This is a genomic window from Streptomyces sp. NPDC035033 (genome assembly GCF_040636735.1).
Classification (GTDB): domain Bacteria; phylum Actinomycetota; class Actinomycetes; order Streptomycetales; family Streptomycetaceae; genus Streptomyces.
The window spans coordinates 73,019-86,423 of the sequence record NZ_JBEZUZ010000007.1; the positions used below are offsets into that span (position 1 = coordinate 73,019).

Here is a 13,405-nt window from a genome sequence, read left to right on the forward strand (position 1 = left end):
TCGGGTCCGGGGCCGCGTCAGGACGCGGCCCGGCGGGCCAGGCCGAGCGCGTACTCCGGCCACCAGGTCCCCGCGGACGGGCCGCCCCGGCACTGCCCGTCCGAATCGCCCGGCCGCTTGATCCACAGGTACGCGTCCACCAGCGCGTCCCCGGTCCGGTCCGTCGGCGGCACGCCGAGCGACCGGCCCGGGGGATTGCACCAGGCCTCCGCCCGGTCCCCCGGGAGGGGGCCGGCGCCGTTCCGGCTGGTGTCGATCGTGAAGTGCAGCCCGCCGAGCAGCCCCGACAGGGTCGCCCCGAACTCCCGCACCGCCGCGTTGGTCTGGAAGTTCGACACGTTCAGCGAGAAGCCGTCCGCCCGGCCGATCCCCGCCCGCCGCAGCGGCTCCACCAGCTTCCCCGGATCGTCGATCCACGCCGGATTGCCCGCGTCCAGGTAGACCCGGGTCCGCGGCTGCCGCTTCAGCCGCTCGATCGCCTCCGCGAGCAGCGCGGACCGCTCCTCGTGGTACTGCGCCGGAGTGCAGCCGTCCACCATGTGGGGCACCGCGTCCGGTTCGAGCACCACCACCGCCGAGGCGTCCCCGATCGCCGAGGCGAAGGAGTCGATCCACGCCCGGTACGCCGCCCCGTCGTGCGCCCCGCCCGCCGAGTACATGCCGCAGTCCCGGTGCGGGATGTTGTACGCCACGAAGACCGCCGTCCGGCCCTCGGCCGTCGCCCCCCGCACCGCCCGCAGGATCTCCGGCACCGGGTCGTCACCGGCCGGCCACTCCGCGACCGGCTGCTCCGCGATCCGCTTCAGCACCCGCGCGTCGTCGGCGCGGCCCTGCGCCTCGTACCGCCGCACCTGCTTCGCCGCGTCGCTCTCCGGATCCACCCAGAACGGCGACCCGCCGGTCGGCGCCGGAGCCTCGCCCCCGGTCGTGGCGGGCGGACCGACGGGGGAGGGGGCGGGCCCGTCGGAGGAACAGCCGGCCCCGGCCAGCAACAGCGCGCTGACGAGGGCGAGCGTGGCGGTGACGGTGGTGCGGCGGGACATCCGGCCCCCAGGGTCGGCAACACGGGAGAGGGGAGTACGGGCGTGGGATCCGCCCGCGGCAGCCGGGCGAACGGGGCTTATCGTGACATGACGGTCAGTCGGCGTCCGGCTGCGACACCGCGATCCCCAGCGGTGTCCGCTCGTACAGCACCTGGTGGCCGTAACGCCGCGAGGTCAGCAGCCCCGCGTCCCGCAGCACCGCCAGGTGCGCCGAGACCGACGACGGCGCCCGCCCCAGCCGGTGCGCCAGCGCCGTCGTCCCCATCGGCGCGTCCAGCGCGCACAGCACGTCCGCCCGCACCGGGCCGAGCAGGCGCGCCAGCACCTCCGGCGTCCGCTCCCGCGCCGGGGTCCACAGCCCGCCGATCCCGCGCACCGGATACACCACCGTCGGCTGCCACGGCTCCTCGAAACCGCTCACCACGTCCGGCCAGATGAACACCGACGGCATCAGCACCAGCCCCTGCCCGCCCAGCGCCCGCACGTGCTCCCCGCGGTAGCCGTCCACCTCCAGGACCGCCGCCTCCGCGTCCCAGGAGAAGGACGGGTGCAGCTCGCCGAGCAGCCGCTCCAGACCGCCGTCCGCGAGCCGCCGCGAGTGGTACGCCACGTCCGCTTCGAGCAGCGCCCGCAGCCGGGGCCAGTGCGGGGCGATCAGCGCCTCCCAGGCCGCCTGGAGCAGATCGGCCAGGCGCTCCACCGCCCCGGCGGGGTCGGCGAGCAGCCGCCGCCCCTCCGGGCTCTCCGCCGCCCCCGGCGTACAGGCCAGCGCCCGGGCCAGGTCCGGCCCGACCAGCGCCGGATCGACCGCCCGTACGGCGGCGAGCTCCTCCTCGAAGGAAGCCGCGGGACCCAGCGGCGGCGGGTACAGGAAGTCCGGCGAGTGCCCGCGCAGCGGCATGAGCAGCTGGAGCGGCGCCAGCTCCAGCTCCCGCGCGGCCGCGGCGATCCGCCGCAGCCACGGCAGGTGGTAGCCCTGCTGCCGGGGCCGCGCCAGCACCCGCACCGCCGACTGGGCCTCCCAGAGCGGCGAGACGGCGAACCGGATCCGCAGCGGATCGGTCTCCCCGAACAGCAGGTGGTACGGCACGGGAACCCTCCGGGTGCGCGGAGCCGGGCGCGGCGGGCGGGCGCGGGGCGCCCGGCGAAGATTCGGCTGGAGCCGAAAGTCTACGGCCGCCGTCCGCCCGCCCCCAGGCTGCTCCCATGACCCAGACCGACACCCCCGTCCCCGGCGCCGCCGGACCGGACGCCCCCGCCCCCGACACCCCCGGCGCCGCCGGGGCCGCGCCGACGGCCGGTTACCTCGCCGTCTTCCGGGTCCGTGAGTTCCGGTGGGTCTTCGGGGCGCACCTGCTCTCGCTGCTCGGGCTCGTCGTCAGCGAGATCGCCCTCACCGTCCTCGTCTACGACCTCACCCGCTCCCCGCTCCTCTCCTCCCTCACCTTCGCCCTCGGCTTCCTCCCCTACCTCCTCGGCGGCACCCTCCTCGCCGGCCTCGCCGACCGCTTCCCGCCCCGCCGGGTCCTCGTCGTCTGCGACCTGGTCTCCGCCGCCGCCGTCGCGCTCATGGTGCTGCCCGCCACCCCGGTCGCCGGGCTGCTCGTGCTGCGCTGCGCCGTCGCCGCCGTCGCCCCGGTCTTCCAGGGGGTCCGGATGGCGACGCTCACCGACATCCTCGGCGAGGGCGACCTCTTCGTCCTCGGCCGCTCCCTCCTCCGGATCGTCTCCCAGTCCGCCCTCCTCGCCGGCTTCGGCGTCGGCGGCGTGCTGCTCACCGTCGTCCCCGCCCGCGGCGCCATCGCCCTCACCGCCGCGACCTTCCTCCTCTCCGCCCTGCTGCTGCGCCTCGGCACCGCCCGCCGCCCCGCCCGCGCCGCCGCCGGGCGCGCGGGGAGCGGCGCCGGGTGGTCGCTGCTGCGCGACCGCCGGATCCGCGTCCTGCTGCTGCTCTTCTGGACGCCGCCGCTCTTCGCCGTCGTCCCCGAGGCCCTCGCCGCCCCCTACGCCGACGGGCTCGGCGTCTCCACCGCCGCCCTCGGCCTCCTCATGTGCGCCATGCCCGTCGGCACCATCGCGGGCGAGCTCCTCGCCGGCGCCCTCCTGAAGCCCGCCACCCGCTCCCGGCTGGTCGCCCCGCTGCTCCTCGCCGGCTTCCTCCCCTTCCTCCTGTACGCGCTCCGCCCCGGGCCCGCCCTCGCGGCGGTCGCCCTCGTCCTGGCCGGCGCCGCCGGGGCGTACACCCTCGGCCTCGACGCCTGGTTCGTCGCCGCGGTCCCGGAGGAGCGGCGGGGGAGGGCGATGACCCTCCTGTCCGGCGGCATGATGACCGTCCAGGGCCTCGGCATGGCCGGCGCGGGGCTCGTCGCCGAGTTCGTCCCCGTCCACCTGGTCGTCGCCGGCGCCGGCGCGCTGGCCACCGCCGCCGTCGCCGTCCTCCTCGCGACCGAAAGACGAGACAGGGCTGACCGGCATGTGACCAGTCGGTAAGGTCGACGCGTGCCGAAGCCGCTCAGTCTCCCCTTCGACCCCATCGCCCGAGCCGACGAACTCTGGCAGAAGCGCTGGGGTCCGGTCCCCTCGATGGCCGCGATCACCTCGATCATGCGCGCCCACCAGATCCTCCTGGCCGAGGTCGACGCCGTGGTCAAGCCGTACGGGCTGACCTTCGCCCGCTACGAGGCGCTGGTGCTGCTCACCTTCTCCCAGGCGGGCGAGCTCCCCATGTCGAAGATCGGCGAGCGGCTGATGGTCCACCCCACCTCGGTGACGAACACGGTGGACCGCCTGGTGAAGTCCGGCCTCGTCGCCAAGCGGCCCAACCCCAACGACGGGCGCGGCACGCTGGCCTCCATCACGGAGAAGGGCCGCGAGGTGGTCGAGGCGGCCACCCGCGACCTGATGGAGATGGAGTTCGGCCTGGGCGCGTACGACGCGGAGGAGTGCGCGGAGATCTTCGCCCTCCTGCGCCCCCTGCGGGTCGCGGCGCACGACTTCGACGAGGGCTGACCCCGCTCCGGCGAGGGCCGACCCCCGCGAAGATCGCCCGGAACGGGCGGTTACGCTCGACGGCATGAAATCCAGCGTGCTGACCCGCTACCGCGTCATGGCGTACGTGACCGCCGTCATGCTGCTCGTGCTGTGCACCTGCATGGTCTTCAAGTACGGGTTCGACATGGGCGAGGACGTGACCTTCGCGGTCTCCCAGGCCCACGGCGTCCTCTACATCATCTACCTGGTCTTCGCCTTCGACCTGGGCTCCAAGGCCAAGTGGCCGTTCGGCAAGCTGCTGTGGGTGCTGCTGAGCGGCACCATCCCCTTCGCCGCCTTCTTCGTCGAGCGCAAGATCGTCGCCGAGGTGAAGCCGCTGGTCAGCGGCGGGCAGCCGGTTCCCGCGAAGGTCTGACACCCCACCCCCGCACAACTGTGCGGGGGTTTCTCATCGACATTTACTAGGACGTCCTAGTAAATTCGAAGGCATGGACGCTGACGCCATCGAGGAAGGCCGCCGTCGCTGGCAGGCCCGTTACGACAAGGCCCGCAAGCGCGACGCGGACTTCACCACGCTCTCCGGGGACCCGGTCGAGCCGGTCTACGGGCCCCGGCCCGGGGACTCGTACGAGGGGTTCGAGCGCATCGGCTGGCCCGGCGAGTACCCCTTCACCCGGGGGCTCCACCCCACCGGCTACCGGGGCCGCACCTGGACCATCCGCCAGTTCGCCGGCTTCGGCAACGCCGAGCAGACCAACGAGCGGTACAAGATGATCCTCGCCGCCGGCGGCGGCGGGCTCTCGGTCGCCTTCGACATGCCCACCCTCATGGGCCGCGACTCCGACGACCCCCGCTCGCTCGGCGAGGTCGGCCACTGCGGCGTCGCCATCGACTCCGCCGCCGACATGGAGGTCCTCTTCAAGGACATCCCGCTCGGCGACGTCACCACGTCGATGACGATCTCCGGCCCCGCCGTCCCCGTCTTCTGCATGTACCTCGTCGCCGCCGAGCGCCAGGGCGTCGACCCCGCCGTGCTCAACGGCACGCTCCAGACCGACATCTTCAAGGAGTACATCGCGCAGAAGGAGTGGCTCTTCCCGCCGGAGCCGCACCTGCGCCTCATCGGCGACCTGATGGAGCACTGCGCGGCCGGCATCCCCGCGTACAAGCCGCTCTCCGTCTCCGGCTACCACATCCGCGAGGCCGGGGCGACGGCCGCGCAGGAGCTGGCGTACACCCTCGCCGACGGCTTCGGCTACGTGGAGCTCGGCCTCTCCCGCGGCCTGGACGTGGACGTCTTCGCGCCCGGCCTCTCCTTCTTCTTCGACGCGCACCTCGACTTCTTCGAGGAGATCGCCAAGTTCCGCGCCGCCCGCCGGATCTGGGCCCGCTGGATGAAGGAGGTGTACGGCGCCAAGACCGACAAGGCGCAGTGGCTCCGCTTCCACACCCAGACCGCCGGCGTCTCGCTCACCGCCCAGCAGCCGTACAACAACGTGGTCCGCACGGCCGTGGAGGCCCTCTCCGCCGTCCTCGGCGGCACCAACTCGCTCCACACCAACGCCCTCGACGAGACCCTCGCCCTCCCCAGCGAGCAGGCCGCCGAGATCGCCCTGCGCACCCAGCAGGTGCTCATGGAGGAGACCGGCGTCGCCAACGTCGCCGACCCGCTGGGCGGTTCCTGGTACGTCGAGCAGCTCACCGACCGGATCGAGGCCGACGCCGAGAAGATCTTCGAGCAGATCAAGGAGCGCGGCCTGCGCGCCCACCCGGACGGCAAGCACCCGATCGGCCCGATCACTTCCGGCATCCTGCGCGGCATCGAGGACGGCTGGTTCACCGGCGAGATCGCCGAGTCCGCCTTCCGCTACCAGCAGGCCCTGGAGAAGGGCGAGAAGAAGGTCGTCGGAGTTAACGTGCACCACGGCTCGGTCACCGGCGACCTGGAGATCCTGCGGGTCAGCCACGAGGTCGAGTGGGAGCAGGTCCGCGTCCTCGGCGACCGCAAGGGCCGGCGCGACGAGGCGGGGGTCCGCGCCGCCCTCGACGCCATGCTGGCCGCCGCCCGCGACGGCTCCAACATGATCCCGCCGATGCTCGACGCCGTCCGCGCCGAGGCCACCCTCGGCGAGATCTGCGGCGTGCTGCGCGAGGAGTGGGGCGTGTACGTGGAGCCCGCCGGCTTCTGAGCCCCCCACGGGAACGGACGGGGCCGGTACGGGACTTCCCGCACCGGCCCCGTCCGCGGGCGTCAGCGGACCGGGCCCAGCACCTTCGCCGGGGTGATCCGGAGCACCACCCGGACCCGCTCCGGCGGCAGCTCCAGGTACTCCCGCCCGGCGCCCTCGCCCTCGTACTTCTCCGCCAGCGCCACCGCCAGGGCCCGGCCCTCGTCCTCGGTGACCGTCGCCGTGCCGCGTATCTCCGTGTAGCGGTTCGGGTCGTGGCGGTCGGGGACCAGGAGGGAGACCCGGGCGTCGGCCCGGACGTTCTCGACCTTGCGGCGGCCGTCCTGGCTGGAGATCAGCACGTCGTCGCCGTCCCGGCCCGTCCACACCACGGAGGTCTGCGGGGAGCCGTCGGGCTGGATCGTGGAGAGCACGGCGTGGTTCACGTCGTCGAGCAGGGCGCGCACCGGCGCGGAGAGCCGGACGTCTGTACGGGTGGTCATGCGGGCACGCTAGCCGAGCGTCGCCACCGCGCCCAGACCCCCCACGAGCAGGGCCGACAGCCGGGTCACCCAGGCGGTGTCCACCGGCTCGGCGCTGACCAGGGCGCGGTGCACCACGGCGCCGGCGACCACGTCGAAGATCAGGTCGTCGGTGGCCTCCACGGCCACCGGGTCGCGGTGCGCGGGCAGTTCGCCGCGCTCCTGCGCCCGCCGCCGGCCGTCGAGGACCAGCCGCTTCTGGCGCTCCACGATCGAGGCGCGGATCCGCTCCCGCAGCGGGACGTCCCGGGTCGACTCGGCGACCACCGCCATCAGCGCGGTCTTGGTCTCGGGGCGCTCCAGGAGGGCGGCGAACTGGAGGACGACGTGCTCGATGTCGGCCCGGAGGGAACCCAGGTCGGGCAGTTCGAGTTCGTCGAAGAGGACGGCGACGGCGTCGACGACCAGTTCGTTCTTGTTGGCCCAGCGGCGGTACAGGGTGGTCTTGGCGACGCCGGCCCGGCCGGCGACGTCGCCCATGGTGAGCTTCGACCAGCCCAGCTCCACCAGGGCCGCACGGGTCGCCTCCAGGATGGCCTCGTCGGCCTCGGCGGAGCGGGGGCGCCCGGCGCGGGGGCCGCGGGGGGTGGTGCTGCTACACATGGACGACGACCATACCCGCCGGTAAGTAAGGCGCCAGAGGCGTGCGATGTGAGGCAGTTCACGGCAGGGGGCTCCCTCCGGGCGGGCCGGGGCCATTACGCTACGACCCGTAGCGAAAGGCATCGAGAGGCCCGAGCGACAACCACGCAGGACCGCCGGGTGGGGACCCGGCGGGCAGGAAGCGCCCTCGGCGGAGGGCGCTGTTCGGCCACGGCTTACCGGATACGCGCGCGGAAGGGGGAGGATGTACTCATGCAGCCCCGAAACATGTCCATGAGCGGCGTCGTCGACCTCGCCGCGGTGAAGGCGGCCGGAGAGGCCAAGGCGAAGGCGGAGCAGGCGCGCGCCGAGGCCGCCCGGCACGGCGGGCCCGCGGCGGTGCCGCCCTCCGCCCTCGTGATCGACGTCGACGAGGCGGGCTTCGAGCGCGATGTGCTCCAGCGCTCCGCCGAGGTACCGGTCGTCCTCGACTTCTGGGCCGAGTGGTGCGAGCCCTGCAAGCAGCTGGGCCCGCTCCTGGAGCGGCTGGCCGTGGAGTACGACGGCCGCTTCCTCCTCGCGAAGATCGACGTCGACGCCAACCAGATGCTGATGCAGCAGTTCGGCATCCAGGGAATTCCGGCCGTTTTCGCGGTCGTCGCCGGCCAGGCCCTACCCCTCTTCCAGGGCGCGGTGCCGGAGGCGCAGATCCGCGAGACCCTCGACCAGCTGATCCAGATCGGCGAGGAGCGCTTCGGCCTGACCGGCCTCACCGTGGACGCCGGCGCGGAGGGCTCCGCCCCCGCCGCGCGTCCGGCCGCCGGTCCGTACGACGCCCTCCTGGAGGCGGCCATGTCCGCGCTGGACGCGGGCGACCTGGCCGGTGCGGTGCAGGCGTACAAGAACGTACTCGTGGACGACCCCCAGCACCCCGAGGCCAAGCTGGGCCTCGCCCAGGCCGAGCTGCTGAGCCGGGTGCAGGGCCTGGACCCGCAGACGGTGCGGAAGAACGCGGCGGACGACCCGGCGGACGTCGCCGCCCAGATCGCCGCCGCCGACCTGGACCTGGTGGGCGGTCACGTGCAGGACGCCTTCGGGCGCCTCGTGGAGACCGTGCGCCGCACCGTCGGCGAGGACCGGGACGCGGCGCGGCTGCGGCTCCTGGAGCTGTTCGAGGTGATCGGCCCCGAGGACCCGCGGGTCACGGCGGCCCGGCAGGCGCTGGCGCGCGTGCTGTTCTGAGTCCGGGTACGCACCCGGGTGCCGGATCGTCCGACGATTTGGCGACACGGTGACAAACGGCGGCCGCGCTTTACCAAATCTTGATAAACGCGGCCGCTGTTACTTGCAGTAAATCGAACCCGTGGGTCTGTCCGGGTTCGCTCTCCTATCAGAGGATTTTCCGCGCCGCGGGCCTCCACCCTGTGTACCCGCCCGGCGGCATCGCGCCATGGCACGGTCACGCATCCGTTACTAGCGAGTAATGAACCCCTTGTGCGGGCGCCCGGAATGGACCACGATCGGCCACGCTCGGTCCGAACCGCACGCCCCGGCCACCACCCGGGACACGCGGCGAGGGTCCCCACCGGGCAGGCCGGCGCCACAGGCGGCCGGCCATGGACAGGGGGGTTCCCGCTCCCACCGGGCGGGACCTGTCCACCGGGCCGTGCGCACGCGCGGCACATGGTTGTCGCTCGGGGGTGATCGCCGGTGATCAGGACGCGCGTCGCGCCTTTTGACGCCCCGGCGCTCTCCTTCCCGAGGACGTAGCTCTTCTCCCATCCCAGGACGGGCCCCGGGCCCTTCTTGGAGATGTACGTCCGAGAAGGAGGATTCTCATGAAGTCCCAGGTTCGTGGCGGGACCAGATGGAAGCGGTTCGCCGTCGTCATGGTCCCGAGCGTGGCCGCCACGGCCGCGATCGGTGTCGGCCTGGCCCAGGGCGCGCTCGCCGCGTCCTTCAGCATCTCCGGCCAGGAGTTCAAGGTCCGTGCCGACAGCCTCGTCGGTGAGGGCTTCGTCCAGTACGGCAGCGTCGCCTCCGGCAAGACGCTGGAGGGCGAGGCCTTCGCCGCTCCGGTCGCCGTGTCGGGCTTCCACAAGGCGAAGATCTACGGGATGTGCCAGTCCGTGGTCACCCCGAAGGTCCCGTTCGTCGGCGACGTGACGCTGCAGCTGAACGCGGGCACCGACTCCAAGAAGCCGGTCGAGGCCTCGGGTCTGTACCTCGACGTCTCCGACCTGAAGGCCGACGCCGAGTTCGGCAACATCGACATCGGCATCGCGGCGGGCTCCGCCGACAAGAACCAGAAGGGCGAGGTCCTGCCGGGCCGTCCGGGCATCCAGCCCGAGACCAGGGCCAACCTGAACGGCTTCGCGCAGCGCGCCGAGACCGCGAAGCTCAGCAACGTCCGTCAGAAGGCGTGGGCGACCACCGCCGCGACCTTCAAGCTCCCCAACCTGAGCCTGTCCCTGCACCGGGGCACCTCGGCGGAGTGCTTCAAGGACTGATCCGGTCCCCCAGGGTGCGGGCCGTTCCGGCGGCCCGTACCCGCGCCGGGGCCCGTCCCCGGCCTCTTCACCTTTCTCAGCAACACCGCTTCCAGGGAGCTGTTTCCATGAGCGCCGAGACCCTCGCCTCCCGCGAAGTCCCCAAGAAGGAGAACCGGTTCAAGGTCTGGCGGCAGACCCGGCCCTTCTGGGCGGGACTGTTCACCATGCTGGGAGGCGTGCCGATCGCCTACCTGCCGTACGGGGACCTGCGGCTCGGCAACGTCACCCTCGCCATGGCGACGACCGCCGGAGCCGGCGCGCTGATCATCGGCGTCCTGCTCATCACCCTCGGCCTGACGATGTGGTTCCAGCCCGTCGTCCGGGTCTTCGCGGGCGTCGCGGCGATCGTCCTGGCCCTGGTCTCCCTCCCCGTCTCGAACTTCGGCGGACTGGTCGTCGGATTCCTCTTCGCCCTCATCGGCGGCGCCCTGTCGGCCTCCTGGGCCCCCGCGCCCGAGCCGGAGGAGACCGAGGAGACGCCGGCGACGGCGGAGGCGGAGCACGACGGCGGGCCGGACGGCTTCGCGGAGGCCGCGTACGACTCCGAGGCCGAGACCCGCGCCGTACCGGCGGCGGGGATCCCGGAGCAGGCGCACGGACCGGCGACCGACACGACGATCGACGCCAACGGCGGGAGGAACAGTGCGGGGTGACGAGACCCAGCAGGGCCTCGGCAGGAGCGGGCCGCGCCACGCGGCCCCGCGCAAGACGCTGCTGAACAGGATCCAGGGTCCCGCGGGCAAGGCGATGGCGCTCGCCGCCATGCCGACCGCGGTGTTCGTGGGCATGGGCCTCGCGCCCAACCCCGCGCTGGCCGACGAGAAGGACGTCCCCTTCGCGCCCGGCCCCTGTGTGACCCGCTCGGACGAGCCGGTGGCGGAGGAGACGACGGCCACGCCCACGGCGAAGGCCACCGAGACCGCGAAGCCGGACCCGACGGCGACGGCCACCGGGCCGGCCGGGCCGGGCGGGGAGCCGACGGCGACCCCGTCCGCGACCGCCACGCCCACCGCCACGGCGACCCCGGAGCCGACGGCCACCGCGACCGCGTCCGCCCCGGCGGCACCGGCCGCCGGCGCGGCCGCCGCCACGGCGACCCCGACGCCCACGCCCACGAAGTCGGTCAACCCGCTCGATCCGCTGGGCGTCGGCGACGCCCTCAAGGACCTCTTCGGCGGCCTGGCCCCGAAGCAGGAGCCCACGGCCGCCCCGACGACCGCCTCCGCCACCCCGGCTCCGACGCCGACCCCGACCAGCTCGGCGACGACGGCCGCCCCGCGGCAGGAGAAGGCGGCCGCGGAGACCGAGGAGGAGAAGCCCGCGGGCACGACCGAGGAGAAGCCGGCCGAGGACACGGCCGAGCCGTCGTCCACCGCCGCGAAGACCAAGGCCGCCATCGAGGAGGCCGCGGAGAAGGCCGGCGCCGAGGTCGAGGAACTCCCCGAGGAGGCCCAGGGGCTGGACGCCAAGCCGGACACCGACATACCCGACGGCGCCAAGCCCCGCTTCCCCTGCCCCGAGCCGGACCCGGCCGCGCTCGCCGCCGCCGAGCTGGAGCCGGGCATCCCGCTCCTCCCGGACGACCCGTGGCGCCTGGACACCACGCTGCTCACCCTCAAGGGCCTGAAGTACCACGGCATCGTGGAGGTGAAGACCGCCGGCGGCCAGATCAAGAAGGTCCTGAAGTTCACCGCCAAGGACGGCGTGGACATCAAGGACCTGCACCAGACGACCGTCCACTCGCCCGGTTACAAGGGCCACGTCCGGTCGGACAGGGGCTCCACCTCGACCATCCGGAACGGCACGGTGACCATGTACACCGAGTCGATCAAGGGCAACCTCTTCGGGATCATCCCCATCGAGTTCACCCCCCAGTCCCCGCCCCCGCTGGACGTCCCGCTCGCGATCTTCTCGAACGCCGTGGTCATCCAGGCCGGCCAGTTCGGCGGCACCCTCAAGGTCCCGGGCCTGCGCAACACCATCGAGCCCGGCTGATCCCCCGTACCGCTCCGGGAGCCGCACACCGCGAAGCCCCCGTCCGATCCGTCGGACGGGGGCTTCGCCGTGGTGCCGTGCGGCGGTGCGCGTCAGTCGCGTTCGCCGCCGCCCAGGTGGTGGACGCGGACCATGTTGGTGGTGCCGGGGACGCCGGGGGGCGAGCCGGCGGTGATGACCATGGTGTCGCCGGCGTTGTAGCGCTGGAGCTTCAGGAGCTCGGCGTCCACGAGGTCGACCATCGCGTCGGTGTTGTTCACGAACGGGACGAGGAAGGACTCGACGCCCCAGCTCAGGGTGAGCTGGTTGCGGGTGCCCTCGTCCGTGGTGAAGGCCAGGATCGGCTGCTGGGCGCGGTAGCGCGAGAGGCGGCGGGCGGTGTCGCCGGACTGGGTGAAGGCGATGAGCGCCTTGCCGTTCAGGAAGTCGGCGATCTCGCAGGCCGCGCGGGCGACGGAGCCGCCCTGGGTGCGCGGCTTCTTGCCGGGGACCAGGGGCTGGAGGCCCTTGGAGAGCAGCTCCTCCTCGGCCGCGGCGACGATCTTCGACATCGTCTTGACGGTCTCGATCGGGTAGGCGCCGACCGAGGACTCGGCGGAGAGCATGACCGCGTCCGCGCCGTCCAGGATCGCGTTGGCGACGTCGCTCGCCTCGGCGCGGGTCGGACGCGAGTTGGTGATCATCGACTCCATCATCTGGGTGGCGACGATGACCGGCTTGGCGTTGCGGCGGCACATCTCGACGAGGCGCTTCTGCACCATCGGGACCCGCTCCAGCGGGTACTCGACGGCGAGGTCGCCGCGGGCGACCATGACGGCGTCGAAGGCGGCGACGACCTCGGCCATGTTCTCGACGGCCTGCGGCTTCTCGACCTTGGCGATGACGGGGACGCGGCGGCCCTCCTCGTCCATCACCTTGTGGACGTCCTTGACGTCGGCGGCGTCGCGGACGAAGGAGAGGGCGACCATGTCGCAGCCCATGCGGAGCGCGAAGCGGAGGTCCTCGACGTCCTTCTCGGACAGGGCCGGGACGTTGACCGCCGCGCCGGGCAGGTTGATGCCCTTGTGGTCGGAGATGACGCCGCCCTCGATGACGACCGTCTTGACCCGGGGGCCGTCGACCTCGACGACGCGCAGCTCGACGTTGCCGTCGTTGATGAGGACCTGGTCGCCCTTGGAGACGTCGCCCGGGAGGCCCTTGTAGGTGGTGCCGCAGATGGACTTGTCGCCGGGGACGTCGTCGGTGGTGATGGTGAACTCGTCACCGCGCACCAGCTCGACCGGGCCCTCCGCGAAGGTCTCCAGACGGATCTTGGGGCCCTGGAGGTCGGCCAGCACACCGACGGCGCGGCCGGTGTCGGCGGCGGCCCTGCGGAGACGGTCGTACCGCTCCTGGTGCTCTGCCTGGGTCCCGTGGCTCATGTTGAAACGGGCCACGTTCATGCCGGCCTCGATGAGAGCCTTCAGCTGCTCGTACGAGTCGACGGCGGGGCCCAGCGTGCAGACGATTTTGGAACGGCGCATGAGGCGGAT

Annotated in this window: 13 protein-coding genes; 8 read left to right on the forward strand and 5 right to left on the reverse strand. The window is 72.9% G+C overall.

Translation table 11 applies throughout. The annotated features are described in order from the left end of the window. Positions 1-17 precede the first annotated feature (17 nt). A complete protein-coding gene (locus AB0E83_RS05365) occupies positions 18-1,043 on the reverse strand; it encodes a glycoside hydrolase family 6 protein (RefSeq protein ID WP_362106191.1) in 1,026 nt (341 codons plus the stop codon). 94 nt (positions 1,044-1,137) lie between these two features. Next, positions 1,138-2,133, reverse strand: a complete 996-nt coding sequence (locus AB0E83_RS05370; protein WP_362106194.1) for a DUF5937 family protein — start codon at positions 2,131-2,133, stop codon at positions 1,138-1,140. A gap of 116 nt (positions 2,134-2,249) precedes the next feature. Here AB0E83_RS05370 and AB0E83_RS05375 point away from each other — a divergent pair, with 116 nt between their 5' ends. The 4 genes from AB0E83_RS05375 to AB0E83_RS05390 all read left to right on the forward strand — a co-directional run bounded on the left by AB0E83_RS05375 (position 2,250) and on the right by AB0E83_RS05390 (position 6,223). Continuing rightward, positions 2,250-3,533: an MFS transporter gene (locus tag AB0E83_RS05375; protein WP_362106198.1), complete on the forward strand. Its 1,284-nt coding sequence runs from the start codon at positions 2,250-2,252 to the stop codon at positions 3,531-3,533. Between the two features lie 9 nt (positions 3,534-3,542). Next, complete coding sequence (locus AB0E83_RS05380; RefSeq protein WP_362106201.1) at positions 3,543-4,052, forward strand: MarR family transcriptional regulator; 510 nt, start codon at positions 3,543-3,545, stop codon at positions 4,050-4,052. A 64-nt stretch (positions 4,053-4,116) separates the two neighbouring features. After that, positions 4,117-4,449: a DUF3817 domain-containing protein gene (locus AB0E83_RS05385; protein WP_362106204.1), complete on the forward strand. Its 333-nt coding sequence runs from the start codon at positions 4,117-4,119 to the stop codon at positions 4,447-4,449. A 73-nt stretch (positions 4,450-4,522) separates the two neighbouring features. Next, positions 4,523-6,223, forward strand: coding sequence for a methylmalonyl-CoA mutase family protein (locus tag AB0E83_RS05390; protein ID WP_362106207.1), 1,701 nt, complete (start codon positions 4,523-4,525; stop codon positions 6,221-6,223). Between the two features lie 62 nt (positions 6,224-6,285). Here the strand turns inward: AB0E83_RS05390 and AB0E83_RS05395 are convergent, their stop codons facing one another. Then, complete coding sequence (locus AB0E83_RS05395) at positions 6,286-6,705, reverse strand: PPOX class F420-dependent oxidoreductase (RefSeq protein WP_362106210.1); 420 nt, start codon at positions 6,703-6,705, stop codon at positions 6,286-6,288. Between the two features lie 9 nt (positions 6,706-6,714). Then, positions 6,715-7,347, reverse strand: coding sequence for a TetR/AcrR family transcriptional regulator (locus tag AB0E83_RS05400; protein WP_362106213.1), 633 nt, complete (start codon positions 7,345-7,347; stop codon positions 6,715-6,717). 252 nt (positions 7,348-7,599) lie between these two features. Here AB0E83_RS05400 and AB0E83_RS05405 point away from each other — a divergent pair, with 252 nt between their 5' ends. The 4 genes from AB0E83_RS05405 to AB0E83_RS05420 all read left to right on the forward strand — a co-directional run bounded on the left by AB0E83_RS05405 (position 7,600) and on the right by AB0E83_RS05420 (position 11,873). Next, positions 7,600-8,568: a tetratricopeptide repeat protein gene (locus AB0E83_RS05405; RefSeq protein WP_362106216.1), complete on the forward strand. Its 969-nt coding sequence runs from the start codon at positions 7,600-7,602 to the stop codon at positions 8,566-8,568. Between the two features lie 596 nt (positions 8,569-9,164). Continuing rightward, positions 9,165-9,836: a DUF6230 family protein gene (locus tag AB0E83_RS05410; RefSeq protein WP_362106219.1), complete on the forward strand. Its 672-nt coding sequence runs from the start codon at positions 9,165-9,167 to the stop codon at positions 9,834-9,836. A gap of 107 nt (positions 9,837-9,943) precedes the next feature. Continuing rightward, positions 9,944-10,531 (forward strand): DUF6114 domain-containing protein, encoded by a 588-nt coding sequence (locus AB0E83_RS05415; protein ID WP_362106222.1) that lies wholly within the window; start codon positions 9,944-9,946, stop codon positions 10,529-10,531. Then, entirely contained in the window at positions 10,521-11,873 is a 1,353-nt protein-coding gene (locus AB0E83_RS05420) for a hypothetical protein (RefSeq protein WP_362106225.1), read from the forward strand. The genes AB0E83_RS05415 and AB0E83_RS05420 overlap by 11 nt, the downstream gene beginning before the upstream one ends. Positions 11,874-11,965: 92 nt before the next feature. On the opposite strand, the gene pyk is transcribed toward AB0E83_RS05420, so the two are convergent. Continuing rightward, positions 11,966-13,396, reverse strand: a complete 1,431-nt coding sequence (pyk, locus tag AB0E83_RS05425; protein ID WP_362106228.1) for a pyruvate kinase — start codon at positions 13,394-13,396, stop codon at positions 11,966-11,968. Positions 13,397-13,405 lie beyond the last annotated feature (9 nt).